The 25121-nt window shown below is 67.0% G+C and carries 19 protein-coding genes; 12 read left to right on the top strand and 7 right to left on the bottom strand.

Annotation, left to right across the window (positions count from 1 at the left end; all coding sequences use genetic code 11):
• Window positions 1–12 precede the first annotated feature (12 nt).
• The 5 genes from ABRP17_RS17260 to ABRP17_RS17280 all read right to left on the bottom strand — a co-directional run bounded on the left by ABRP17_RS17260 (window position 13) and on the right by ABRP17_RS17280 (window position 3736).
• A complete protein-coding gene (locus ABRP17_RS17260) occupies window positions 13–1347 on the bottom strand; it encodes a type II and III secretion system protein family protein (RefSeq protein WP_349984357.1) in 1335 nt (444 codons plus the stop codon).
• Between the two features lie 17 nt (window positions 1348–1364).
• Window positions 1365–2399 carry a Flp pilus assembly protein CpaB gene (gene cpaB, locus ABRP17_RS17265; protein ID WP_349984355.1) on the bottom strand — a complete coding sequence of 345 codons (1035 nt, stop codon included), beginning with the start codon at window positions 2397–2399 and terminating at the stop codon, window positions 1365–1367.
• 20 nt (window positions 2400–2419) lie between these two features.
• On the bottom strand, window positions 2420–2911 hold the full coding sequence (locus tag ABRP17_RS17270) for a TadE family protein (protein ID WP_349984354.1): 492 nt from the start codon (window positions 2909–2911) through the stop codon (window positions 2420–2422).
• On the bottom strand, window positions 2908–3453 hold the full coding sequence (locus tag ABRP17_RS17275; protein WP_349984353.1) for an A24 family peptidase: 546 nt from the start codon (window positions 3451–3453) through the stop codon (window positions 2908–2910). The genes ABRP17_RS17270 and ABRP17_RS17275 overlap by 4 nt, the downstream gene beginning before the upstream one ends.
• Window positions 3454–3532: 79 nt before the next feature.
• The gene (locus tag ABRP17_RS17280) at window positions 3533–3736 is read right to left on the bottom strand and encodes a Flp family type IVb pilin (protein ID WP_349984352.1); all 204 of its coding nucleotides are present in this window, start codon (window positions 3734–3736) and stop codon (window positions 3533–3535) included.
• Window positions 3737–4326: 590 nt separating this feature from the next.
• Here ABRP17_RS17280 and ABRP17_RS17285 point away from each other — a divergent pair.
• The 7 genes from ABRP17_RS17285 (at window position 4327) to ABRP17_RS17315 (ending at window position 17400) form a co-directional block, all read left to right on the top strand.
• Window positions 4327–5307 carry a helix-turn-helix domain-containing protein gene (locus ABRP17_RS17285; RefSeq protein WP_349984351.1) on the top strand — a complete coding sequence of 327 codons (981 nt, stop codon included), beginning with the start codon at window positions 4327–4329 and terminating at the stop codon, window positions 5305–5307.
• A 185-nt stretch (window positions 5308–5492) separates the two neighbouring features.
• Complete coding sequence (locus ABRP17_RS17290) at window positions 5493–10109, top strand: YadA-like family protein (RefSeq protein ID WP_349984350.1); 4617 nt, start codon at window positions 5493–5495, stop codon at window positions 10107–10109.
• A 64-nt stretch (window positions 10110–10173) separates the two neighbouring features.
• The gene (locus ABRP17_RS17295; protein ID WP_188327086.1) at window positions 10174–10998 is read left to right on the top strand and encodes an OmpA family protein; all 825 of its coding nucleotides are present in this window, start codon (window positions 10174–10176) and stop codon (window positions 10996–10998) included.
• A 135-nt stretch (window positions 10999–11133) separates the two neighbouring features.
• On the top strand, window positions 11134–11418 hold the full coding sequence (locus tag ABRP17_RS17300) for a hypothetical protein (protein WP_188327087.1): 285 nt from the start codon (window positions 11134–11136) through the stop codon (window positions 11416–11418).
• A 92-nt stretch (window positions 11419–11510) separates the two neighbouring features.
• Window positions 11511–12440, top strand: a complete 930-nt coding sequence (locus ABRP17_RS17305; protein WP_349984349.1) for a M14 family metallocarboxypeptidase — start codon at window positions 11511–11513, stop codon at window positions 12438–12440.
• Window positions 12441–12583: 143 nt separating this feature from the next.
• Window positions 12584–14563, top strand: a complete 1980-nt coding sequence (gene betT / locus ABRP17_RS17310) for a choline BCCT transporter BetT (protein WP_188327089.1) — start codon at window positions 12584–12586, stop codon at window positions 14561–14563.
• A gap of 290 nt (window positions 14564–14853) precedes the next feature.
• Window positions 14854–17400: a methyl-accepting chemotaxis protein gene (locus tag ABRP17_RS17315; RefSeq protein ID WP_349984348.1), complete on the top strand. Its 2547-nt coding sequence runs from the start codon at window positions 14854–14856 to the stop codon at window positions 17398–17400.
• Between the two features lie 130 nt (window positions 17401–17530).
• On the opposite strand, the gene ABRP17_RS17320 is transcribed toward ABRP17_RS17315, so the two are convergent.
• Window positions 17531–18508: a zinc-binding dehydrogenase gene (locus tag ABRP17_RS17320; RefSeq protein WP_349984347.1), complete on the bottom strand. Its 978-nt coding sequence runs from the start codon at window positions 18506–18508 to the stop codon at window positions 17531–17533.
• A gap of 370 nt (window positions 18509–18878) precedes the next feature.
• Between ABRP17_RS17320 and ABRP17_RS17325 the strand changes: the two genes are divergently transcribed.
• The 4 genes from ABRP17_RS17325 (at window position 18879) to ABRP17_RS17340 (ending at window position 23231) form a co-directional block, all read left to right on the top strand.
• A complete protein-coding gene (locus tag ABRP17_RS17325; RefSeq protein ID WP_372486832.1) occupies window positions 18879–21299 on the top strand; it encodes a ribonucleoside-diphosphate reductase subunit alpha in 2421 nt (806 codons plus the stop codon).
• 97 nt (window positions 21300–21396) lie between these two features.
• On the top strand, window positions 21397–22437 hold the full coding sequence (locus ABRP17_RS17330; RefSeq protein ID WP_188327092.1) for a ribonucleotide-diphosphate reductase subunit beta: 1041 nt from the start codon (window positions 21397–21399) through the stop codon (window positions 22435–22437).
• Complete coding sequence (locus ABRP17_RS17335) at window positions 22418–22915, top strand: flavodoxin (protein ID WP_349984346.1); 498 nt, start codon at window positions 22418–22420, stop codon at window positions 22913–22915. The genes ABRP17_RS17330 and ABRP17_RS17335 overlap by 20 nt, the downstream gene beginning before the upstream one ends.
• Window positions 22902–23231: a thioredoxin family protein gene (locus ABRP17_RS17340; RefSeq protein ID WP_349984345.1), complete on the top strand. Its 330-nt coding sequence runs from the start codon at window positions 22902–22904 to the stop codon at window positions 23229–23231. Before ABRP17_RS17335 ends, ABRP17_RS17340 begins: the two co-directional genes overlap by 14 nt.
• Before the next feature lie 56 nt (window positions 23232–23287).
• On the opposite strand, the gene fabR is transcribed toward ABRP17_RS17340, so the two are convergent.
• Complete coding sequence (gene fabR, locus ABRP17_RS17345) at window positions 23288–23941, bottom strand: HTH-type transcriptional repressor FabR (RefSeq protein ID WP_349984343.1); 654 nt, start codon at window positions 23939–23941, stop codon at window positions 23288–23290.
• A 94-nt stretch (window positions 23942–24035) separates the two neighbouring features.
• On the opposite strand from fabR, the gene ABRP17_RS17350 reads away from it, so the two are divergent.
• The gene (locus tag ABRP17_RS17350) at window positions 24036–25115 is read left to right on the top strand and encodes a ferredoxin reductase (protein ID WP_188327095.1); all 1080 of its coding nucleotides are present in this window, start codon (window positions 24036–24038) and stop codon (window positions 25113–25115) included.
• Window positions 25116–25121: the final 6 nt, after the last annotated feature.

Genomic DNA, 25121 nt, shown 5'->3' on the forward strand with positions numbered 1-25121 from the left:
TCCGGCCATGGATCAGCGAGAGAAACCGGGCACGGCGTCGGGGCCGGCCGGCCCGATCAGCCAGGACCCCCACACCGGCAGGTTGGCGCGTGACTCGCGCTCGCCGGGGAGTGGCAGCTCGGTGTTGCGCGCCAGCGGCTTGACCAGCCGCGGCGTGACGATGATGACCAGCTCCTTGTCCTGGCGCTTGTAATCCAGGTTGCGGAAGAACGAACCGATGATGGGCAGGTCACCCAGCAGCGGCAGCTTGTTCACGGTGGAGGCCACCGTGCTGCTGACCAGCCCGCCAATGACGAAGCTTTCGCCATCACCGAGTTCAACGGTGGTGTCGGCGCGGCGGGTGCTGATCGATGGCACCTGCACGCCGTTGAGGGTCAGCGCATTGCTGTAGTCCAGGTCGCTGGCTTCGGGCGCTACCTTCAGCGCGATCCGGTCCGCCGACAACACCGTGGGCGACACCGTCAGGCCGATGCCGAACGGTTTGAAGGTGATGGTGGTGGTGCCCAGCCCTTGGGGTTCCAGCAGCGGCAGCTCGCCACCGGCAAGGAAGCTTGCACTCTGTCCTGACAGGGCAACCAGCGTGGGTTCGGCCAGCACACGGGCCATGCCATTGCTCTGCAGCAGGTCCAGGTCCGCGGTCCACAGATCCTTGCTGGAGCCGAACACCAGCTTGAATGCAGATTGCAGCGGGGTACTGCCGCCATCGCCATCGCCGCCCCCCGGGACGCCACCGGGCCGTGCGATGCCGTACGAGAAGCCACCGTTCTGGTTCTGGAAGTTGATGCCGATCTGCTTCAGCACCGTGCGGTTGAACTCGACCACCTTGACCTCGACCTGCACCACTCCGCCGATGCCGACCGTGGAGATGTCGCTGACCTGACCGTCCTTGCCGACCGCGGCATCGGCCGCCTTGCGTGCCTGGGCATGGTCGAGCAGGGACGCGCTGATACCGCTGACCAGCGCGTCGCTGCCCTGGACGGTGACCGCGGCGCCGCCTCCCTCTGCAAGCGAGAGCCCGCCCTGTACCGCGCTGCGCACATCGATCTGCAGGCGTTGCGGATCGCGCTGACCTTTCTGCCACAGCAGCAGGGTGGTGGTGCCGGGGGCCTTGCCGACCAGCAGGGCGTCGCGGTTGCCGCGCAGCATCACCACATCGGCGACCGAAGGATCCGCGATGGCCACCCGCTCCAGATCGGCAGGCAGTGCCCAGGGACGCTGTTCGCGCGTCTGCAGGACGATGTCCGCCGACACGTTGGCCAGCAGCGCGGGCGAGGACACGAGCGCGACGAACAGGATCACCACCCGCAGCGGGCAGCGCAACAGACGAGGCGTGCAGCGAGGAATCATGGAGGGTCTCGTCGAGTTCAAGGGGTGCTGCTGCCGCGGATGATTTCGATGCCGGCCGGTGCCTGTCGTGGCACTGGACGCCGGGTTGTGGCGACCGCGCTGGCGGCTGCCGCTGCGGCGGGACGCGGCCCGCTGCGCCCTGCCAGCGCGTCGAAATCAAGACCGGCGAACGCGTCGTTCTCCGGGTTCGAGACCGCGGCAGCGCGTTCGTCCTGCAGTCCGCGCGCAGCGGCCAGCACCGTGCGCGGCACCGGGAACAGGCTGGGGTCGGCGACGGCCGTGTCGGCGGGATTGCGCAGGGCAAGGAACAACTTGCCCTGCTGTGCGCCGAGCAGCAGGCGATTGGCCTCGGCTACCGGCACCGCCAGCACCGCACTGCGCGCCGGTTGCTCAGGCGGACGGCTGCTATTGTCCGCGCTGGCAGACCCGCGGATGTCCGCCGCGCGCGGGTCGCTGTCAGCTTCCTGCAGCGGCTCGTCCGTGCCCGTAGCTTGCGTCCGTGGCACGTGCAGATCGTGTGCGCCGTAACTCAGCACGCGCAGCCGGGACAGCAGCAGACGGGTCTGCGCCTGCTCCGGCTCGCCGTAGGCCTGGCTGCCTTTGAGGTTGAGGAACACGTCGACGAAATCGCCCGGCAGGATCCGGTTGCCCGCAGCCGCCAGCTCATCGACCGGCACGGCAAGCGCGCGCTCACCTGGACGGACCTGGAAGGAGAACCCCTGCGCGAGGAATTCCTGTTGCAGCACGGTGCCTTCGGCGATGTCCTGGGCAGGCACCAGGCCGACCACGTGCGCCGTGTCGCGGTACGCGCCGGCAGGGGAGTGCGGACGCACGCTGATGCGGACCTGCGACAGCTCGATGGGGCTGCCGGCCATCAGCCGCCCACTGGCCTCGACAACCCGTTCCTGCGGTACCTCGGCGGCGCTGTGGGTCGGCGGAATGGCCGGCGCGCGGGCCTCCGCAGCGCGGCGGCCGACGACGAGCGCGATGAGGGCGAGCAGCACCGCAAGGGCGAGCAGGACAATGGCGGCGATGCGGGTGAACTTGAGCATGGAGCGTCTCCTGACACCTTTCAGTTACTGCCCAGGTCGAGTTGGGCGACGGCGATGCTGCGGATCGGACGGTCCATGGCCCAGCCGTACAGCCGCCCGGTTCCGGGAAGGAAGGGGTGCGCACCGTAGTCGTAGCTCACCGACACCTGGATGCAGTGGGCGTCCGCCATGCCGACGCAGGGCGTGGGCTGGGAAACGAGGATGGGGGCGCTGCCGCCGTTGCTGCAGTCCGGGGTCTGTCCGGCATAGGCGAGCAGCCACTGCATGGAACGCTGTGCGGCCTGGCAGGCGCCGATGCGGCGCTGCTGTGCGGTGCCGAAACGAAGCGATGCGCGCGCCCCTTCTGCCGAGGCCGTGGCCAAGGTCTGCTGCACGGCCATCATCATCACGCCGGTGTAGGTCAGGAACAGCAACGGCAACACGCCGAGCATCAGCATGAAGGCGAATTCGAGGGTGACCACGCCGCGCTGGCGGGAAGGGCGGGCAGAGCGGGCAGGGAAGCGGACGTTCATCGGACGCCCCCGGCAACAGTCCAGAGCACCCAGGCCATGGCAGCCGCACCCAGGTAGGCGGCATACGGAATCCCCGCACGCCCTTGCCGGGCACTGTGCATGCGCTGTATCGCCGGACGTTCGTGCAGCTGGCTTTCCCACTGCTGTCGCGCGAGCACCATCCGGACCGGCAGCAGGCCCTGCAGCGCACGCCAGGCGTACACAGCGACGGCATGCACGCCCGCCAGCAGGCTGGCTACGATCCAGACGGGCAGCAGCGCCTGCCAGCCGAGCAGCAGCCCCACCACGGCGAAGAACTTGACGTCGCCCGCGCCCATCCAGCGGATGGCGTAGAACGGAATCAAGGCGGCAAAGCCGATCAACAGGCCGAGGACGTGGCGCATCGGATCGCTGTCGGGCGATGTCAGCGCCGAGGTCGTGATGATCACGACCCCGGCGCCCGCCGCCGCCAGCAGCCAGAGATTGGGAACACGACGTGCGTAGAGATCGCTGATCACGATCCGCAGGCACAGCACCATGGCCAACAAGCTCAAGGCGGTCATCGTTGGGCTCCTCCGGTGAGCGCACGTCCTGGAGACGCGGACTTCAGTTGCCAGGCGCGTCCATGCGCCACCTGCCGGCTCAGTTCTGGGCGCTGCCGCCGCCAGCAGGAACGGTGACGTCCGCCGCCGTTGCCAGCTTGTCGAACAGTGCTTCGAAGAAAGGCTGGATCTTCTCTCCGGCGACGGTGACGAGTACGCCGGCGATGAGCGCGGCCAGCAGGCCGTATTCCAGCGCGGTAACGCCGTCTTCTTCTTTCAGGAACTTGCGGATGGATGCATTCATGACGGTTGACTCCCTTTACCTGTCAGTTATTCCAAGGATATTGCCCGGATGGTCGATGCGGCTCCGCCATGACCATTTAGTTTCCCGCACGATTCCCTGTGCAGGCAGCGGTTCCCGCGCGGGAACCTGCATATTGTGGCGACCGGCACAGGGCGCGGACTTAATAGGCGACCGGCACGACATCCACTGCCGACCCCGCCTTGCAAAGGCCGTGTGCTGGCTTGTATTCCGCCAGTCAACGGTTCCCTGAACTGCCACCGCGTGCTTACTGTGCCTCAATTTCACCTGATGACAACATCAATCGCTATGCAAATTCGGCACAAACGTGACGAATGCGATTGAGATGTGGCGGAGTGCGGACTACATCACATTTGGATCGAGTTAAAGCAGAGGCGCTCCGCGGGTGTGTCGGGAAATTGACGCGTTCACTTAATAATCGGCGTGTCCACGGCGCGTCCAGGATTTCAAGTTTACGCGCGCAGATAATCAGGCATACTCCGTTCATCAACACGAACGAACCAGGGTGCGCGTGCGCACGCCGGATGGTTGGTGAAAGTCGAAGTGTGGTGCCGAAGGGGGATGTCACTGTCATGGCAGATGGTGTTGGAAGCGTTGGCGAAGACGGATTGCGGCCGATGGACCTGGCGACGCTCGGCAATGTGCTGCGCGTGTGCGATGTGGAGCTGGTGCTGCTTGATGGCAACGGCCCGCGCGCGGCCATCGACGCACGCGTGCACGACGAGGCGCTGTTCTGCCATGTGGCGACCGGGTTCCAGGTGCGTGGTCGCTTCATGCTGCCGCCCGACTGGGCGATGGTGGGGTATGTCCATGCCGCTGATCCGGATCGCAGCTGGTGCCACGGTGTACCGCTGGCGGCCGGCACGGTGCTGACCGTGCTGCCCGAGGGCATCAGTGAATTCGCATTGGGCGCCGGAACACGCATCACGCTGGTGCTTGTCGCTGCCGCGCGGTTGCAGCGCAAATTGACCGAGCTCAGCCTGCGATCCACGCCGCCGTCAGGGCAGGCGCTGAATCTGTTCGGCATCGCCGACGACGCGGCCCTTGCGGATCACTACCGGGAACTGCAGGCAGTGTTGACCGCTGGCAACAGTGCGGGCCTGGCTGTGCAGGCAAGCGACGGCCTGTTGCACGAACATGTGCAGGCACTGCTTGCCGCGGGACCGGGCGAACAGGTGATGAACACCCGGGCGCGACGGACGCACTACCTCATCGTGCAGCGCGCCGAGAACTTCATGCGCTTGAACCTGCGCCACAACATCTACATGAATGAGATCTGCGATGCGGCGGGCGTGAGCGAGCGCGGACTGCGTTACGCGTTCGAAGATCTGTTCGGCCTCTCGCCGAACCGCTACCTGTCGATGCTGCGCCTGTCTGCTGCCTGCCGCGGGCTGTCGATGGCGGACGGCGGACGTCGCTCGGTGAAGGCCATCGCATTGAGTTGCGGCCTGTGGGATCTGTCCCGGTTTGCCGACAACTACCGCAAGGTGTTCGGTGAGCTGCCACGCGATACGTTGATGCGTGCGCCGGGCGCGACGGGCCAGTCCACCTGAGGCAGCAAACGCGATTGCCGGAATCGTGCATCGCGCTGCCGAATCTCTTCGACACCTTGCCGGAATGCGTCGTTTGCCTGCCGGAATGAAGTGCCCCGCATGAAGTGCACGCGCTGAAATAGCAGTCACCTGCCAACAGGCAGACCGAATGACTCACGACGCGTCGTCCACGGGGGACTGAACTCATGAATCGCATTTTCCGACTGGTGTGGAGCAAGCAGCTGCGCGCCATGGTCGTGGCCTCTGAACTGGCCACCGGCGCCCACGGCGGCGCCTCTTCGCTCATCGATCAGCGCCCTGGGCTGCCCGCCCCGGCCGCGCTCGCCATTGCCATGGTATTGGCGCTGTGCGCCGGCTCGGCTGCCGCTGCGGAGGACAACCAGACCATGCGTGATCTGCACGCCCTGGCCGCGAAGTACACGCAGCAGGCACCGGTGAAGATCGATGCCGATGCCGCGTTGGCCGTCCTTGCTGGCCAACAGGCGGTACGACCGCTTGTCGACGTCGATGCGAGTGTCAACCTGCGACTTGCGGCCGACCTGCCGATTGTCCGCCACGTGCTGCCCGCGAAGATGCAGGTCGCAGCGGCGGTGCGGGCAGAGGCATCGGCGGCGAAGCCGGTCATCGCGTCGGATGCCGTCGCTTCCGTCACCGATCCGCGCCGCGCCGTACCTGCGATGGCAGTGAACGCAGCCGTGCAGGCCGGTGGTGCAGCCGATCAGCCGGCGAGTGGCGTGCAGGCCGTCGTCGCTGCCGCGCTGTCGGATGGCAGAACCGCTACCGGTAGCAGCAACGCCCACGTCGCGGCAGAACCGGCCGTGCGCCTCGCCGCGAAGGAAGAAGATCCAATTGCGACCGACGTGGTGGTCAACGCCGCCCTGGATGCGGGTCCTGCCGGCGGTGTATCCGTTGCCGCCGACGCCCATGTGCTCGGTGCCGCCGATCGCAACCCGAAGCGGGTCCTCCAGGCATCTGCCAGCGCGCAGGCCAGTGGCTTGAACCTGGGCAGCGTGGTGGGCGGTGTCGGCTCGCTGCTGGGCGGCGTCGGCAGCGCAGTGGGCGGGCTGGTGCAGGGTGACTTGGGAACGGTGGTGGGCGGCATCGGCGCCGGCGTGGGCGGACTGGTCGGCGGGGTCACCGACGGGCTTGGCCTGAGCGCACCTTCGGCCATTCCGCCGGGAAGCCCGAAGGCACCGCGACCGGCCGCGCCCAACGCGGGCCTGGTCATCGGCAGCGGTGGCGTTGTCGGTACGCTGTCCACGCTGGTCGGGCCGACGTTGCAGAGTGTGCTGGGCGGCGATGGCTTCGTCCGTAATGGCGGGTTGTCGGTCAGCAGCGCCAACGTGCAGCAGACCTACTCGGTCACCAATGTGTTGGGCCTGCCGGTGGTCAACCTGACCCCGGTCGGCACGTTGCTTGACGGACTGGGTGGCGCCACCACCGGTGGCAGCTCGCACCTGACGCTGATCGGCGGCGTCACCTCGGACAGCTATATCTACAACATCAACAACGGCGACCCGAACGGGCTGCTTGGCCTGCTGCTTCCGGGCCAGGCGCCGGAGTGGGCGGCATCGTGCCTGAACGTGCTGGGTGTCGTCTCGGTGGACTGCTGGGCCGTCAATCCGGCGCAGGACTTCCAGGTGCTGATGGGCGATGGCGCCTATGCCAACGGGTCGCGCGAAGTGGTGATCGGCGCCAATGCCAGCCACCGACTGCCGCAGCAGGATGCCAACGTCGCCTTCCCCGGCAACGGCATCAATGATCCAGGCAATCCCACAGGTGTGCCGACGGCGGATTACGCCGCACGCATGGGCCACTCGGTGATCGTCGGTGACAGCGCCAGCGGCACCGCCAACGGCCAGGTGTTGCTGGGCGCGGAGGCGACGTCCAGCGAAGCCAACAGTGTCGCGCTGGGTTACCGCTCCAGTGCGTTGCGCGGTGCGCAGGCCAGCTACAACGCCTATGGGCTGGATACCGCACAGGTGTCCAGTGGCGAAGTGTCGGTCGGCTTCGCCGGTGGCGAGCGGCAGATCACCCATGTCGCGGCGGGCAGCCTCGCCAGCGATGCAGTCAACGTGGCACAGCTGCAGGGCGCGGTGGAACTGATCAACGCAGCAGGCGTCATGGCCGTCACGTACGACGACGATGGCACCGGTCTGCCCAACTTCCGCCGTGCCACGCTGGGCGGGGGAACGGGCACGACCACCTTGGCCAACATCGCCGACGGCATGGACGCCAACGATGCGGTGAATGTCAGCCAGCTGGAGGCCATGGAGCAGGGCGCGGTGCGCTATGACGTAGCCGCCGATGGCAGCGTGGACTACCGCAGTGCCACGCTGGGCAACGGCAGCGGCACGACCCGGCTGAGCAACCTGGCCGACGGCATGGTCGCTGCGGCCAGCACCGAAGCGGTCACCGGCGCGCAGCTCTCCACTACCAATGAGGCGCTGTCGGCGTTCTTCGGCGGCACCACGTCCTATGACCCCGCTACCGCGCTGTTCACTGCGCCGCAGTTCGCCATCACCTCGGTGGCAGCGGACGGCGGGCAGGCAGCAGGCGTGTACGACAATGCCAACGACGCGTTCGACGCGGTCGGCGGATCGCTGGTCAACCTCAATACGCAGATCAGCGACATCCGCAATGGGGAGGCGTCGCGCTTCTTCAAAGTCAATTCAATTGGCGTGGATGCGGCGGCGCCGGGCACGGAGTCGGTCGCCATCGGGGGCGGCGCCAGCGCAATGGCGGGCAATGCCGTGGCACTCGGTGCGGGCAGCGTGGCGGATCGCGCCGACAGCGTGTCCATCGGCGCGCTGGGTGCCGCGCGCCAGCTGACCAACGTGGCCGATGCCACCGAAACCAACGATGCGGTCAATCTGGGGCAGCTGCAGGCTTCTGAACAGGGCGCGCTGCGCTACGACATCGCGGCCGATGGCAGCATCGACTACCGCACGGCCACCCTGGGCAACGGCACCGCGACCACGCTGAGCAACCTGGCGGCGGGCGAGGTGGCGGCCACCAGCAGCGAGGCGATCAACGGGGCCCAGTTGTTCGCGGCCAGCCAGTCCGCCGCAACGCATCTGGGCGGGGGCGCCGGCGTGGATGCGACGGGTGGCATCACGGCCCCGACCTATACGCTCAACAGCGTGGCGGTTGACGGTTCCGTCAGCAGCGGCGACTACAACGATGTGGGCAGCGCCTTCGACGCGGTGAGTACCTCACTCGCCAATGTCGCCGACAAGACCGACACCGTGGACCGGCTGGCCGTGAAGTACGACGCCGATGCCTCCGGCAACGCGAGCAACGCCATCACCCTGGCCGGTGACGGCAGCGGTGGCGCGGTGCAGCTGGGCAACCTGGCCGACGGCAGCATCGGCGCGGGCAGCCGGCAGGCGGTGACCGGCAACCAGTTGTTCGCCACCCACCAGACCGTCGCCAACTACTTCGGAGGTACGACCGTGTATGACGGCGCAACCAATACCTGGACCGCACCGACGTTCCGCATCTCGTCCATCGCCACCGATGGGTCGGTGGTTGGCAGTGACTACGGCAATGTCACCGTCGCGTTCTCTGCCGTGGACTCGTCGCTGCAGAACATCAACCAGCGCATCGACACCATCGGCGGCGGCGGAAGCGCGTTCCTCGCGGTCAACTCGAGCAAGTCCGGCGCCACGGCCGCAGGCACCGACGCGGTAGCCGTAGGGCCGCAGGCCAGTGCGGCCGGGACGGCCAGCGTGGCGATCGGCGATGGCGCCAGCGCGGCGGCCGGCAACAGTGTGGCCCTCGGTGCAGGATCGGTCGCCGCGACGGGAGCGCAAGCCGGCTACACCGGGGCGTTCGGTGCCGCAGGCAGCAGCAGCTCGGCGGGTGAAGTGTCGCTTGGCAGCACCGGCAGCGAGCGGCAGCTCACCCATGTGGCCGATGGATCGGCGCGCTACGACGCGGTGAACGTCGGCCAGCTGCAGAACGGTGTGCAGTACGCTATCGACGAGTCCAGGAGCTACACCGACCAGCAGATCACCAACATCAACAACGGCAGCGCCGGGATGTTCCAGGTGAACAACTCGCAGGCGCTGGCCAATCCGTCGGCGAGCGGCAGCAACGCTGCCGCCGGTGGCGCAGGCGCCAACGCCGCCGGGGCGAATGCCACGGCATTGGGCAACGGCGCGCAGGCACAGGCAGACAACACGGTTGCGCTGGGTGCGGGGTCGGTCGCGAACCGCGCCAACACGGTGTCGGTGGGCAGCGCGGGGGCGGAGCGGCAGATCGCCAACGTGGCCGACGGCAGCCAGGCCACCGATGCGGTGAACGTCCGCCAACTGCAGGCCTCGCAACAGGGCACGATCCGCTACGACAGCACCACCAGCGGCGCCACCGATTTCAGCAGCGTCACCCTGGGCCAGGCGGGCAGTGGCCCGACCCAGGTCCGCAACGTGGCGGCCGGCTCATCGGGCACGGATGCGGTCAACGTGGATCAGCTCCGCAGCGGCATGTCGCAGACGCTGGACTGGTCGAAGGCCTACACAGACGAACGCATCGACAGCTTCGACCGCAACCTGAAGCGCACCGACGACCGTGCGTCGGCCGGCATCGCATCGGCCATGGCGGTGGCTGCATTGCCGCAGCCCAGTGAGGCCGGCCGCAGCATGGCCTCCTTCGCGGCGGGCAGCTTCAACGGCGAGTCGGGCATGGCACTGGGCATTTCCGGCGTCTCCGATGGCGGGCGCTGGATCTACAAGTTCAGCGGGTCGACCAACACCCGCGGCGACGGCGGTGTCGCCATGGGTGCCGGCATCCAGTGGTAACTGCACCGGGGCGGCCGACCCTGCGTCGGCCGGCACCGGTATCGCTTCATACAGGGGGAACCAGATGAACAGATCACTCCATCACGCCCACGCCGTGCGCTGCATGCTCGCGGCAGTGGCCCTGGGCCTTGCTGCCCTCACCGGCTGCCGCAGCCATGCGACGGCGGGTGCCGACAGCATGGCCTTTCCGCCGCCCGCCAAGGCGTCGTTGAAAGAGGGCGTCTTCGCCGATCCGGCCGACCTGCGGCGCTTCTCGCCCGGCATGAGCAAGCGGCAGCTGTACGCCCTTCTGGGCACGCCGCATTTCAACGAAGGCATGTGGGGCGTACGCGAGTGGAACTACCTGTTCAATTTCCGCATGCCACAGGGTGGCGAATACTTCACGTGCCAGTTCCAGGTGCGCTTCGATGACAAGGGCGTCGCCCAGGGCGGCTACTGGAAGCCACAGTCGTGCGCGGCGCTGGTCGAGCCGCCGACGGTGCCGGCTGCAGCAGCCCAGCCCGCCGCGTTGCCGCGTGAACCCCTGCGCCTTTCGGCCGACGCGCTGTTCGCGTTTGACAGTGCAGCGCTCAGCGCGGCAGGTCGGCAGGCGGTGGACGGGGTGGTGGGCCAGGTGCAACGCGCCAGCCGGGTCCAGCACATCGACGTGGTGGGCTATTCCGATCGTATCGGAACGACTGCCTACAACCTGGACCTGTCGCGGCGCCGCGCCGATGCGGTGCGCAGTGCCTTGGTGGAAGGCGGTGTGGACCCCACGGCCATCCGGGCCGACGGGCGCGGCGATGCCGAGCCCCTGGTCCAGTGCGCGCAGCGAAGCCACGCGCAGCTGATCGCGTGCCTGGCGCCCAACCGACGGGTGCAGATATCCGGCCGTGCGCGGATGGACTGACCGATCTCTTTCCGTGACGTGCTGTCGGCACGCTCACTTCCCGTGTCCCCCTGGTTCTCCGGCACGCGCGGCAGCGTCTCCCCCCTCCAGCCCGCGCGTGCCGGTGAGCCAGTTCTTTCTTCCAGCAGGAAATCCATGAACGCACAACTGGCCATGAAGACCCAGACCACGATCAGCCTGTACGGGCAGCTCGGCAATCATGCGGTCGTGCGTCTGCCCGGTCGCCGCCACCCCGGGTTGATCGTGCAGTCCGATACCGTGGCGGGGTTCATCGCGCAGTTGCAGGAGGCACAGGTGTCACTGCGCAGCGGACGCACCCAGCGGGCCGAGGCCGAGATGGCCCTGCTGATCGAGGTATTGCAGGACTGGTATGCGCAGATTGAAGGCCGCCTGGCCGATGCCGGCGAGGCCATGGGGTAGGGCGGGCGACACACGGGCCCAGCACGGTGGCCGACAGGGGCACAGCGTGCGGTGTTAAAATCACGCCTGATTCCTGCTGCCGCGAGACCATCATGTCGCCTGAAGCGTTCTATCCCGTGGGTACACCGGGTCAGCCCTGGGGCGAAGCCGAACGTGCGCAGTGGCGTGCACGCCAGCAGCGGCTGCGGCGATTCGACGACGACGTGCTGCCGCGCATCGATGCCCTGTCGTCGCGCTTCGAACGCGTGCAGTACGGTGCGTTGGACTACGCCGGGGACCGCTATCCGCTGCTCGCGCTGCGCAGCCAGCCGTGGGATCCGGCCCTGCCGGCGGCGCTGGTGACTGGTGGCGTGCACGGCTATGAAACCAGTGGCGTGATGGGGGCGCTGGAGTTCCTTGAGCAGCGCGCCGCCGACTACGCCGGCCGCATCAATCTGCTGGTGATTCCCTGCGTCAATCCGTGGGGCTATGAGCGCATCAACCGGTGGAACTTCGATGCGATCGACCCGAACCGCAATTTCCGCGCGGATGGCCCTGCACGCGAATCGACGGCGGTGGTCGAGCTGGTGGCACCGCTGAAGTCACAGTTCGTGCTGCACATCGACCTGCATGAGACCACGGACAGCGACGAAAGCGAGTTCCGCCCCGCGGTCGCTGCACGCGATGGCAAGCCTTTCGAGTCGGGCCTGATCCCCGATGGCTTCTATCTGGTGGATGACACCGAAAACCCGCAGCCGGCGTTCCAGCAGGCGGTGATCCGCGCGGTGGAGCAGGTCACCCACATCGCGCCGGCCGACGCCCAGGGCGAGATCATCGGCTCAAAGGTAGTGTTGCACGGGGTAATCGAGTATCCGCTGGTGGCGCTGGGCCTTTGTGCGGGCATCACCGGGGCGCGTTTCACCACCACCACCGAGGTGTATCCGGACAGTCCGCGGGCGTCCCCACAACAGTGCAATGACGCCCAGGTGGCGGCGGTCACGGCGGCGTTGGACCACGCGCTCGGCCAGGTCGCCGGTGGGTGACGTACGGCAATATGACGCAATTAACTGACGTAACCAGCCGAAACCGCGCCTAAAGCGCGGTTTTTGCCATTCTTCATGCAGAATCCATGGCAGCTCCGCCATCATGGTACGGATATCCCACTGATTCGGAGCAGGTCGCTTTCATGGAAGCACTGGAGCCACAACATACCCCGGTGCGGACCCTGCGGCCCGTCTTCGCCATCGCGTCGATCATCGTCGTGGCGTTCGCCGTCTTCGTCAGCGTGTACCCGCTCGGCGCTGGGCGCATGCTGCTGCAGGCGCAGGACTGGGCCTCGTCGAACGTAGGCTGGTACTACCTGCTGGCGATGACGCTGTACCTGGTGTTCGTCGTCGTCGCTGCGCTGTCGCCGTACGGCAATATCAAGCTGGGCGCTGACCATGACGAGCCGGAGTTCAGCTATCTGTCCTGGGCCGGCATGCTGTTCGCCGCCGGCATCAGCATCACCCTGTTCTTCTTCTGCGTGTCCGAGCCGCTGACCCACTTCATGCAGCCACCGCAGGGCGGCGGGCCGGCCGGAGAGGCCGGTGCACGCCAGGCCATGTCGGTGCTGTTCCTGCACTGGGGCCTGCACGGCTGGGGCGTGTTCGCCCTGGCGGCGATGGCGATGGCCTACTTCGCCTACCGGCACAACCTTCCGCTGGCCCTGCGCTCGGCGCTGTATCCGCTGATCGGCAACCGCATCAACGGGCCGATCGGCTATACCGTGGATGCCCTGGGGATCGTGGCCACGGTGTTCGGCTTGGGCGCGGACATGGGGTTCGGCGTGCTGCACCTCAATGCCGGCCTGTCGCACCTGTTCGATGTCCCGCATGCGCATTGGGTGCAGATCACCCTGGTCGTGGTGATGATGGGTGCCGCGGTCGCGGTGGCCGTGACCGGCGTGGAGAAGGGCGTCCGCCTGATGTCCAACGTCAACATGCTGCTGGCGATCGCGCTGGTGCTGTTCATGCTGTTTGCCGGGCCGACCCAGTACCTGCTCGGCACGTTGATGCAGAACGTCGGTGACTATCTCGGCAGCGTGGTCGGCAAGAGTTTCGATGTCTACGCCTACGGCGGACGACCCGGCTGGATGGGCAACTGGACGGTGTTCTACTGGGCGTGGTGGATCGGCTGGTCGCCGTTCGTGGGCCTGTTCATCGCGCGTATCTCGCGTGGCCGCACCATCCGCCAGTTCGTGTTCGGGGTGCTGCTGATTCCGCTGGGCTTCACGCTGGCGTGGCTGTCCATCTTCGGCAACAGCGCACTGGACCAGGTCCTGCATCACGGACAATCGCAGTTGGCACAGCTGGCCATCGATGACCCGCCGACCGTGCTGTACGCCCTGCTGGACACGTATCCGTGGAGCCGGGTGGTGATCGCGGTGACGGTGTTCGTGAGCTTCATCTTCTTCGTCACCTCGGCCGACTCCGGTGCGGTGGTGCTGTCGACCCTGTCCTCGCACGGGGGTGCGCCGGAAGACGATGGCCCACGCTGGCTGCGCGTGTTCTGGGGCGCAGTGACCGCCGTGGTCACCGCGGGCCTGCTGCTGGCCGGCAACATGGACGCCCTGAAGTCAGCGGTGGTGCTGGCTTCGCTGCCGTTCTCCGCCGTGCTGCTGCTGATGATGTGGGGGCTGATGCGGTCATTCGCCGATGAGGGCCATCGCAAGCGGGCGCTGCAGTACCGTGCCTCGCCGCTGGTCGGAGCCAGCAGGCACCATCAGGGCTGGCGCCAGCGGCTGGGGCAGGCGGTCAACTTCCCGGTGCGCGACCAGGTCTACCGCTTCATGGATGACGATGTGAAGCCGGCGATGGAGGATGTAGCCGAGCAGCTGCGCGGGCAGGGCTGGGACGTCTCGACCCGCTTCGACTCGGGTGACATGGAGCTGGCGGTGGACCACGGTGAGCAGCAGGATTTCCAGTACCGGGTCATCCTGACCGGCTACCGGGTACCGTCCTTCGCCTCGCACCAGGCACGCAACAGTCGCTACTACCGCGCCGAGGTGCACCTGTACGAAGGCAGCCAGGACTACGACCTGGTGGACTACAGCCGCGAGCAGATCATCAACGACATCATCAGCCAGTACGAGCGGCACGTGCAGTTCCTGCACCTGAGCCGCTGACGCGCCACGGGGTGCGGGCAGGGCAGGGCAGCGTGCCGCCGGGAGCGCCGCGCGGCGCGCTCGCCGAGCATGGCTCGGCGCTACCGTCCCCGGCGCGCGGTTCGCGCCACGATTCTGCGGCATGGCCGTTGTAGCGCCGAGCCACGCTCGGCGGGATGCCGGCAGCGCCGAAGCGGGATGCCGTTGTAGCGCCGAGCCACGCTCGGCGGGATGCCGGCGACGCTGAAGATGGTCAAGAAAGTGTCACGCAGGTCGATAGAGAGGCTGTCCGCCCCCTTCCGAGCCTCACGATGCGCGCCGTCTCCCCCTCACCCCGCTCCCCCCGCCGACCCAGCGTGGCCCGCCGCCTGATGCTGGGCACCGGCCTGCTGGCCCTGGCCTGCTTCGGCTTCACCGCCGTCATCAGCTACTGGCGCAGCAGTGATGCGCTGCTGGAAAGCGCCCAGGCACGGTTGAAGGACCTGTCCGGCCAGGAAGCGCAGCGCATCGCGGCCGAGATCGCGGTGGCTGCCGACACCGGCACGTCACTGGCCAACAGCTTCCGCGTGCAGCGCACCCTGGGCAGCCTGGACCGGACGGCCGCCGACGCGGTGATCCGGGCCCAGCTCGAGGCGCATCCGCAATGGCTCGGCATGGGCACGCTGTGGGAGCCGGACGCGTTCGATGGCAAGGATGCGGACTTCGTCGGCAGCGAGGGCCACGATGACAGCGGCCGTTTCATGACGTGGTGGGCCTGGCAGAGCGGCGCCCTGGTGCGCGAACCGTTGAGGGACTACGAGAAGCCCGGTGATGGCGACTGGAACCTCAAGCCGCGCGAGACCCGCGCGCAGGCCGTGGTGGAGCCGTATTACTACCCCGTGGCCGGCAAGGACACGCTGATGACCACGGTGGCGACGCCGATCCTCGAGGGCGACCGCTACCTGGGCGTGGTGACCGTGGACTTCACCCTGGCCGCGCTGCAGGCGCGCATCGCCGCGATGCGCCCGATGGACGTGGGGCATGCCACGCTGCTGTCGCCGGCCGGTTCGGTGATGGCCAGCCGCAACCCAGCGGATGTCGGCAAGGTCCGCGACGATGCCGCCACCCGCGCGATGCTGGCCGCCGTGGCCAAGGGGGAAACGGTGAGCGGTGAGGTCGACTTCAATGGTGAAAAAGAGCTGCAGGTGTTCGTGCCGCTGCGCGTGGGCTCTGCGCCGCAGGTCTTCGCACTTGGTATTTCGGTGCCTGCCTCGCACGTGATGGCGCAGGCCCGGGAACTGCTGTGGGTGATCGTGGCCGTGGGCCTGTTGTCGGCGTTGCTGCTGAGCGCCGCGCTGTATCTGCTGCTGCAGCGGCTGGTCCTGAAGCCGCTGGCGGAGGCGGAGCATGTCTCGGCGGCCGTTGCCGAAGGCAAGCTGGACAGCCGCATCAGCGTGGTGCGCGATGATGAAGTGGGGCGCCTGCTGGGCGCGATGGGCAGCATGCAGGACCAGCTGCGCGCCGTCATCACTGCCCAGTCGGAACTGGCCGAGCGGCATGATGAGGGACAGATCAGCTACCGGCTGGACGCGGCGGCATTCCCCGGTGAGTACGGTCGCATGATCGCCGGTACGAACGCGTTGGTGGCCGGCCACGTGGCGGTGCAGCAGCGCCTGGTGCAGGTGATGGCCTGCTACGCCGTGGGCGACATGAGTGCGGACATGGAAGACCTGCCGGGCGAGAAAGCACTGATCAGCGCTGCCATGCGCGATACCAAGGCCAACCTGCAGGCCATCAACACACAGATCCTGCAGTTGGCGCACGCCGCGGCGGCGGGTGACTTCACCCAGCGTGGCGATGCGTCGCGCTTCTCGCATGACTTCCGCGGCATGGTGGAAGGGCTCAACACCCTCATGCAGACCACTGACGCCAACCTGGCGGAGCTCTCGCGGCTGCTGCAGGCGATCGCCCGCGGTGACCTGACGGCGCGGATGGAGGGTGATTTCCACGGCGTCTTCGCGCAGATGCGCCGTGATGCAGATACCACGGTGGAACAGCTGACGCGCATCGTCGGCGGCATCCAGCAGGCCAGCGCGATGATCAACACGGCGGCCGGCGAGATCGCGGCGGGCAATGATGACCTGTCGCAGCGCACCGAACAGCAAGCCGCCAGTCTGGAAGAAACGGCGGCGTCGATGGAAGAACTGACCTCCACCGTGCGCCAGAACGCCGACCATGCGCGCCAGGCCAACCAGCTGGTGCAGGGCACGGCCGGGGTAGCGTCACAGGGCGGCGAGGTGGTGGCGCAGGTGGTGCAGACGATGAGCGGCATCGAAGTGTCGTCGCGGCGCATCGCCGAGATCATTTCGGTGATCGATGGCATCGCCTTCCAGACCAACATCCTGGCGCTCAACGCGGCCGTGGAAGCGGCACGGGCGGGCGAGCAGGGGCGGGGGTTTGCCGTCGTCGCAACCGAGGTGCGTGCATTGGCGCAGCGTTCGGCCACGGCCGCGCGCGAGATCAAAGGCCTGATCGATGACTCCGTGGAGCAGGTGGAGCAGGGCGCCACGCTGGTACGCCAAGCAGGCAGCACGATGCAGGAAATCGTAAGCTCGGTGCACCGGGTGACCGACATCATGGCCGAGATCTCCGCCGCCTCGCAGGAACAGAGCGCGGGCATCGAACAGGTCAGCCAGACCGTGGTGCAGATGGACGAAGCTACCCAGCAGAATGCGGCCCTGGTGGAAGAGGCGAACGCGGCCGCGCGTTCGCTGGAAGAGCAGTCGCACGAACTGCAACAGGCGGTGGCGATCTTCCGCCTGCGCGGTACCGCTGGCACGGCGAACGTGCCCAGGCGTGTAGTCGCCGAACCGGCGTGAGGTTTCCGGGCTGACGGCCAGCGGGCGTAGCGCAGGATGCGCCGCGCGGTGCGCTCGCCGAGCATGGCTCGGCGCTACCGTCTCAGGTACCTGTGGTAGCGCCGCGCCATGCTCGGCGAGACAGACGCGATTAGGGGCGCAGCAGCACCTTGCCGGTGCGCCCGGACGCCAGACTGGCCGCCGCCGCGTCGGCAATGTCATCCAACGAGAACACCGCCTGCACAGGCAACTGCAGCTCGCCCGCCGCCGCGCGCTTCAGCAGTTCGCCCACCAGCCGCTTCTTGTCGTCCACGGCCATCGCCTGGCTGACCTTGCTGCCCCAGAAGCCTTTGACGGTGGCCTGCTTGAAGATCACATCGCCCGACGGGATCTGCATCGGTTCGCCGGTCATCGAACCAAACGACACCAACGTGCCGCCCTCGCCGAGCAGGCCCAGCAGCTCGCCGCTGGCCGTGCCACCAATCGAATCCACGGCCGCCGCGGCCAATGCCTCGCCGAGCAGGCCACGCACCGCGTCCTGCCAACCGTCCGACGCCGTGGACACGACATGCGGGATGCCCATGGCCTCCAGCTCCGCGACGCCGTCGTCGCGGCGGACCAGGTTGACGACGTTCACGCCGCGCGCCTTGGCCAGCATGGCCAGGCTCTTGCCCACTGCACCGTTGGCGGTGTTCTGCACGATCCACTGGCCGCGCTCCACCTTGAGGAACTCCAGCAGCATCAGCGCGCTCAGCGGCATCGCGATCAGCTGTGCGGCGACTTCGTCGCTGATGCTGTCCGGCATCGGGATGACCATCCGTTCCGGCGCGATGAACGCCTCGGCCCAGGTGCCGTGCACCGATGCAGCGGCGACGCGCTGGCCGATCTTCAAACCTTCGACGCCCTGGCCCAGCGCATCGATGGTGCCCAGGCCCTCGCTGCCGCCAATGGCCGGCAGGGTGGGCTTGTAGCCGTACTTGCCGCGGACCGTCCACAGATCGTGGTTGTGGATGGGCGCGAGCACGGTGCGGATGCGGACTTCGCCCGGGCCGGGCTCGGGCAGGTCATGATCGGCGGCGGACAGGACGGATGTCGGGTCGCCGAAACTGGCGTGGAGGGCAGCGCGCATGGTGAGTCCTTGGTACGTAGAAACAGAGGGACAGCGTGCCACCCGTCCCTGCAACAGCAGGTCAACGCAGGCTGCGACCTATCGTCGCAACGCCGGAAAATCGCTCATCTTGTGTTGACGGCATTGGCCAAGCCCACTATGTTGTGGCTGTCACTCCCGGTCAGCCGCCGCCGCCGGACGCAACCTCTACGTCCCGCGGCCAGCCTCCCCTGAAGCTTTCCGTGTCGACGCGGCCGCCACCATGCGGACGCAGGTCGCCCCCACGGTCCGGATACCGGCCGCAGGCGCAGGCAACAGCCGACGATCTCCGTTCCCGCGCGATGGCATCACACCCGACTTCCTCGTGCGCCGGTATCGCGTGCGGGGTTCCATGGCCACACCCGGGTCCCGCGGTGTGCCAGGAGAGCTGGACCATGACAGACACCCCTACCGCGCGGCCGCCCCGGCCAGCGCCAGCGACGCCGTGCACGCCACTGGCGAGTCCATCACCACGTGGATCACCAAGGAAGCAGGAAATCGCAAGCTGCCCTTCGATCCGCTGCGCCTGGACCGCAGCATCGACCGGATCCAGCATGATCTGCCGATGCTGGACGTTGCCGGCTTCCGCCGCAGCGTGCATTCCATCGTCGAGCGCAAGCCCCGCATCAGTGCGGATGACCTGGTCGACCTGATGATCCGGGAAGCGGAATCGCGGGTCGACGTGGTGGCCCCTGAGTGGGAGCAGTTCGCCGCGCGCCTCTATCTGGCGCGGTTGTACAAACGCGCCGCACGCAACCGCTTCTACGATGCCGGCCTCAAGTACGGCTCGTACGTCGGGTTGCAGGAAAGCCTGGCCGATCGCGGGGTGTACAGCAACGATATCCTGCGCTGCTATTCGAAGGAGGAGCTGCAGCAGGCGGGCGCGATGATCGACCCGCAACGCGACGCCTTGTTCGCCTACAACGGGCTGTACCTGCTGGCGACGCGCTACCTCGCCACCGACACCTCGCGCGAGGTGTATGAACTGCCGCAGGAGCGCTGGCTGACCATCGCGCTGTACCTGATGCAGAACGAGGGCGGAACGGGGCAGGGCGGACGCAGCCGCCGCATGCAACTGGTGGGCGAGGCGTACTGGGCCCTGTCCCATCTGTACATGACCGTCGCCACGCCTACATTGGCCAACGCCGGCAAGACCGGCGGCCAGCTCTCGAGCTGCTTCATCGATACCGTCGACGACAGCCTGCAGGGCATCTATGACTCCAACACCGACATCGCGCGCGTCTCCAAGCATGGCGGCGGCGTAGGCGCTTACATGGGCTATGTGCGCAGCAGCGGCGCACCGATCCGCGGGGTGGCGAACTCCTCCGGTGGCGTGGTGCCCTGGATCAAGCAGCTCAACAACACGGCGGTGTCGGTCGATCAGCTGGGGCAACGCAAGGGCGCCGTGGCGGTGTACCTGGATATCTGGCACCGCGATATCGAGGCGTTCCTCGACCTGCGACTGAACAACGGCGACCAGCGCCTGCGCGCGCACGATGTGTTCACTGCGGTGTGCGTCCCGGACCTGTTCATGGAGGCAGTGGAGCGCCGTGCGGACTGGTATCTGTTCGATCCGCATGAAGTAAAGCAGGCCAAAGGCTGGTACCTGCAGGATTTCTTCGACGAAACGCGCGGGCAAGGCAGTTTCCGTGACCGCTACGCGGAACTGGTCGCCGACGAGCGCATCAGTCGCCGCACCGTGCGTGCGATCGATCTGTTCAAGCGGATCATGCTCAGCCAGCTGGAAACCGGCAACCCGTTCCTGTTCTACCGCGACGAGGTCAATCGGCGGAACCCCAACAAGCACTGCGGCATGGTGTATTCCAGCAATCTGTGCACCGAGATCCTGCAGAACATGAGCCCGACGCGGATGATCCAGGAGATCGTCAGCGGCGACCAGATCGTGACCACCCGGCGTGCCGGTGACTTCGTTGTCTGCAATCTTTCCTCGATCAACCTCGGCCGCGCCATCAGGGCGGCGGACGACCTGCTGGCAAGCGACGTGCTGGAGCGGCTGATCCCCATCCAGGTCCGCATGCTGGACAACGTGATCGATCTGAACGTGCTGCCGGTGCCGCAGGCCACCATCACCAACCGGCGCTATCGCGCGATCGGCCTGGGCACGTTCGGTTGGCATCATCTGCTGGCGCAGCAGGCCATCCAGTGGGACAGCCCGGATGCCGAGACGTTGGCAGACACCCTCTACGAACGCATCAATTTCCTCACCATCCAGGCCAGCACACAACTGGCGGCAGAGAAGGGCAGCTACCCGATGTTCCGTGGCAGCGACTGGGACACCGGCGCCTACTTCCGTGACCGCGGCTATGACAGTAATGCGTGGCAGACGCTCGCCGCCGACGTGTCCCGGCAGGGGCTGCGCAACGGCTGGTTGCTGGCGGTGGCGCCGAACATGAGCACCGCTCAGATCGCCGGGTCGACCGCGTCCATCGACCCGATCTACAGCGCGTTCTATTACGAAGAAAAGAAGGACTTCCGGCGACCCGTCGCGGCACCCGGCCTGTCCCTCGACACCTGGCCTTACTACGAAAAGGGCGCCTACAAGGTGGACCAGTTCGCCAGCGTGCGGCAGAACGCGCGGCGCCAGCGCCACGTGGACCAGGGCATCAGCTTCAACCTGTACGTGCCCAGCAGCATCCGCGCCAGCACGTTGCTGGAGCTGCACCTGGATGCGTGGCGGCAGGGCCTCAAAACCACGTACTACGTGCGCTCCAATGACATCGACATCAGCGAATGTGAGTGGTGTTCCAGCTGATCATCGTGACAGGCGCTGGCCGCCCGGCGAACGGCCGATGCAACCGATCAACCGCCGCCGGGCAGGGCCCGGCGCTACCGGAACAACAGGAATCCCCATGGCAACCCCGCTGGACCGCATCCGCATCCTCGAACCGCGCCACCCCAACCGCAGCACCGGCATCATCAACGGTCGCACGAGCGGCATCCTCAACTGGAACGATATCCCGTACCCCTCGTTCTACCGGGCCTACAAGGAGCTTTCGACCAACTTCTGGATTCCCGACGAAGTGGACATGAAGCAGGACGCGCGCCAGTACGCTGAGCTGTCCGGTCGCGAAAAGAATGCGTATGACAGCATCATCGGCCTGCTGGCCACGCTGGACTCACCGCAGACGCGCTTCATCTACAACGTGGCCGAGTACATCACTGATCCTGCCGCGCATGCCAACGCCGCGATCATCGGCCAGCAGGAAGTGATCCATAACGAGAGCTACAGCTACGTGCTGGCATCGATCACCGACCTGTCCAACCAGAACCGGGTGTTCGAGATCGCGCGTACGCATCCCACCATCATCAAGCGCAACGCGCCGATCATGGAATCGTATGACGACTTCCTGCGCGAGAAGTCCGCAGAGACGCTGTTGAAGGCGCTGATCCAGTCCTCGATCCTGGAAGGCATCAACTTCTATTCGGGGTTCGCGTTCTTCTACAACATGGTCCGCCAGAACCGCATGAACGGTACCGGCAAGATCATCAGCTTCATCAACCGCGATGAGCTGGCGCATACCAAGTTCATCAGCGAACTGATCCGCGCGATCGTCGGCGAGAACCCGAGTCTGCAGGGGGATGCGCTGACTGCCTACGTACACGACGCCTTCGCCCACGCCATCGAGCTGGAAACGCAGTGGAGCGGCGAAGTCCTGGACGGCATCGACGGCATCGACGTGGATGAGATGGTGCGCTACGTGAAGTACCGCGCCAACAAGATGGCCGGGATGCTCGGCATCGAGCGCTTGTACAGCGATGCCAGCGACAACGTGATGCCGTGGATCAAGGCGTATGCGGACAACTTCACCGAGACCAAGACCGACTTCTTCGAGATGCGCAATGCCAGTTACAAGAAGACCAACCTCGACAATGGATTCGACGACCTGTGAGCGGACGCGCCCGTTGCGGCTGCTGCTGGTGGTCGCCTCGCTCAGCGGCAACACCCGCGAGTTGGCCCGCATGATCGCCTGCCGCGGCCGGCAGGCAGGCCATGCGGTGTACTGGCAGGAGGCGGAGCAGGGGGCCGCCTTGCCGCCGCTGCAGGTCGACGAAGCGGATCTGCTGGTGCTGGGCTGCTGGACGGACAACGCGGGCAGGACGCCGGCCGAGATGAAGGCATGGATCGCGCGCATGGTGGAGAGCGGAAAGCGACCTCGCCAGGTCGCTGTGTTCGGCACCGGCGAGACGCAGTGGGGGGTGGACTACTACTGCGGGGCGGTCCATCGGCTCATCCGTTACTTCGACAGCCCGCACCCGGCGCTGACCATGGAACAGATGCCACAGCGCACGCACGATGCCACGCGGGTGGCGCAGTGGATGGACACCGTCCTGGGCGGCCTGGAGAGCGCGCGCCATGCAGATCATTGAGGCCGGCACGACAGACCACTTCCATCAGGTGGTGGCCACGCACCCCCGGCTGCTGGTGGACTTCCATAAAGGCCAGTGCCCCGGTTGCCGCATGTTGGCGCTTTCCCTGCAACGGGTGGCAGGCACGGCCGTCGGGCAGGGGGTGGTGCTGCTGCGCGCACAGCTGGAGGTGCTGGGCGAGCCGTTCTTCAAGGCGCTGGCGCTGCGGCAGACACCTACCCTGATGCTCTTCCGTGACGGTGGCGAAGTGGCGCGGTTGGCGGGCTACCAGACCCCGGCCCAGATCGAGGCGGCGATCGCCCGACTTCTCGGGTAGTGACGGCCGCTGGCCGTCAATGCAGGCGGACGGCCAGCGGCCGTCACTACCGCGGTTCAGCGCTTGCGGCGGAAGGCGGCCGGTGTGCGTGCGCCGACGATGATCATGCGGACCATCGTGGAGATATCTTCGATCAGCTCGGCGTCTTTCTCCGGTGGCATGTCCATCGCGCTTGCGCCCATGGCGAATACCAGCCGGGTGATTGCCTTGGACGCCAGCTGCGGTGCGTGCAGGCGCACTCCGTCCATGGCCGCCAGCCGGACCAGGTCTACCTGCAGTTCGTCTTCGAAATACTGCAGCTCGCGTTCGACGGCGTGCTTGAAGTCATCGGAGCCGACCGCGCCTTCGCGCAACAGCACGTGCAGCAGCTTGTCGTCCGCGCGGAGCTGCTCCATGAAGGTTTCCACCGACACCCCGACCACGCTGCTCGCCGAGGTCGTGGCGCGGCGGCGGGCTTGGCCGATGATGGTGCGCAGCGAGCGGCCCGCCAGGTCGATCAACGCAATGGACAACTCGTCCATGTCGCGAAACTGCCGGTAGAAGCTGTTCGGGGCGATGCCGGCCTCGCGCGCGACCTCACGCAGGCTTAGGGTGGACAGGCTGCGGTGCGGTCCGATCAACGCCAGCGCCGCGATGATCAGATCCTCGCGTGTCACCGTACGGCGGACCGGCGTGGTGTCTTCAGGCGGAGGCGTGACGATGGGGGGCATGGGGCAACCGGGTGGACGTAGCGTGAATCATACCTGATCCGGGTTGGTATACACCTGTATACACAGCTGTGTGCGCGGACGTATAGTTCACTCCATGAACGCTGCCATCCGTCCTGTCCCGGTTACCCGCCCGTCGCGGATGTCCCCGCAACGCTGGATGCCGCCTGCCTTGTTCGATTTCTGGGCAGGCAAGCTCAACCCCTTGTGGACCCTGCGCCAACCGCTGGCCCGCCTGGTCCGGCGCGAGCCGGCGGGCGAGGGCGCGTGCACGCTGGTGCTGCAGACCAACCGCCACTGGCGCGGCATGCAGCCGGGCCAGCACGTCGCGTTAAGCGTAGAGATGGACGGTCGGCTGCTGCAGCGCAGCTACAGCCCGACCCGGCTGGGCCCGCGCGAGCTGTCGATCACCGTGAAGGCCGTCGACGGCGGGCGGGTGAGCCAGTATCTGGTGCACCAGGCCACGCCCGGCACGGTGTTCCCGATCGGCACTGCGTTCGGTGAGTTCGTCGCGCCAACCGCCGCTCCGCTGCTGCTTCTCGCCGCAGGCAGTGGCATCACGCCGATGCGCAGCCTGCTGCGCGGGTTGTCGGCGCGCCCGCTGGCTGCTCCGGTGGACCTGTATTACTGGGAGCGCAGCCACGCCGCCATCAATTTCCGCGAAGAGCTGCAGGCGCTGGCCGCAGCAGATCCGCAACTGCACGTGCACCTGCTGGCGACCCGCGAGGGCACCACGCCCGCCGCACGCATCGACACCATCGCGTTCGATGCGCTGGGTGATGTGCCGCTGGCGCAGCGCCAGGTGCTGGCGTGTGGCCCGGACGGCTTCGTCAGTGCGGCACGGGCGCGGCTGCTGCACCACGTTGCGGGCTTCCAGTCCGAAGCGTTCACGCCGCCCGCGACCGATACCACCGCCGTCGGCGAGGTGCAGCTGACCCTGGCGCGCAGTGGCCGCACGCTGACGGTGCCGCGCGGCAAGGCGCTGCTGGACAGCCTGGAAGCGCACGGCCTCAAGCCCAAGCACGGTTGCCGCATGGGCATCTGCAACAGCTGCACCTGCGTCCGCGCCAGCGGCGCCACGCGACATCTGCGCACCGGCGAGGCACAGGACGAACCGGCGATGCCGGTGCGTATCTGCGTCAGCGCGCCGACCACCGACCTGGTCCTGGATCTCTGAGGAACA

It is taken from the genome of Stenotrophomonas sp. WHRI 8082, assembly GCF_040223995.2.
Classification (GTDB): domain Bacteria; phylum Pseudomonadota; class Gammaproteobacteria; order Xanthomonadales; family Xanthomonadaceae; genus Stenotrophomonas.

Coding starts and splice junctions, on each gene's coding strand:
- ABRP17_RS17260 (WP_349984357.1), bottom strand. CDS start 1,347: ATGATTCCTCGCTGCACGCCTCGTCTGTTGCGCTGCCCGCTGCGGGTG.
- cpaB (WP_349984355.1), bottom strand. CDS start 2,399: ATGCTCAAGTTCACCCGCATCGCCGCCATTGTCCTGCTCGCCCTTGCG.
- ABRP17_RS17270 (WP_349984354.1), bottom strand. CDS start 2,911: ATGAACGTCCGCTTCCCTGCCCGCTCTGCCCGCCCTTCCCGCCAGCGC.
- ABRP17_RS17275 (WP_349984353.1), bottom strand. CDS start 3,453: ATGACCGCCTTGAGCTTGTTGGCCATGGTGCTGTGCCTGCGGATCGTG.
- ABRP17_RS17280 (WP_349984352.1), bottom strand. CDS start 3,736: ATGAATGCATCCATCCGCAAGTTCCTGAAAGAAGAAGACGGCGTTACC.
- ABRP17_RS17285 (WP_349984351.1), top strand. CDS start 4,327: ATGGCAGATGGTGTTGGAAGCGTTGGCGAAGACGGATTGCGGCCGATG.
- ABRP17_RS17290 (WP_349984350.1), top strand. CDS start 5,493: ATGAATCGCATTTTCCGACTGGTGTGGAGCAAGCAGCTGCGCGCCATG.
- ABRP17_RS17295 (WP_188327086.1), top strand. CDS start 10,174: ATGAACAGATCACTCCATCACGCCCACGCCGTGCGCTGCATGCTCGCG.
- ABRP17_RS17300 (WP_188327087.1), top strand. CDS start 11,134: ATGAACGCACAACTGGCCATGAAGACCCAGACCACGATCAGCCTGTAC.
- ABRP17_RS17305 (WP_349984349.1), top strand. CDS start 11,511: ATGTCGCCTGAAGCGTTCTATCCCGTGGGTACACCGGGTCAGCCCTGG.
- betT (WP_188327089.1), top strand. CDS start 12,584: ATGGAAGCACTGGAGCCACAACATACCCCGGTGCGGACCCTGCGGCCC.
- ABRP17_RS17315 (WP_349984348.1), top strand. CDS start 14,854: ATGCGCGCCGTCTCCCCCTCACCCCGCTCCCCCCGCCGACCCAGCGTG.
- ABRP17_RS17320 (WP_349984347.1), bottom strand. CDS start 18,508: ATGCGCGCTGCCCTCCACGCCAGTTTCGGCGACCCGACATCCGTCCTG.
- ABRP17_RS17325 (WP_372486832.1), top strand. CDS start 18,879: ATGGCCACACCCGGGTCCCGCGGTGTGCCAGGAGAGCTGGACCATGAC.
- ABRP17_RS17330 (WP_188327092.1), top strand. CDS start 21,397: ATGGCAACCCCGCTGGACCGCATCCGCATCCTCGAACCGCGCCACCCC.
- ABRP17_RS17335 (WP_349984346.1), top strand. CDS start 22,418: ATGGATTCGACGACCTGTGAGCGGACGCGCCCGTTGCGGCTGCTGCTG.
- ABRP17_RS17340 (WP_349984345.1), top strand. CDS start 22,902: ATGCAGATCATTGAGGCCGGCACGACAGACCACTTCCATCAGGTGGTG.
- fabR (WP_349984343.1), bottom strand. CDS start 23,941: ATGCCCCCCATCGTCACGCCTCCGCCTGAAGACACCACGCCGGTCCGC.
- ABRP17_RS17350 (WP_188327095.1), top strand. CDS start 24,036: ATGAACGCTGCCATCCGTCCTGTCCCGGTTACCCGCCCGTCGCGGATG.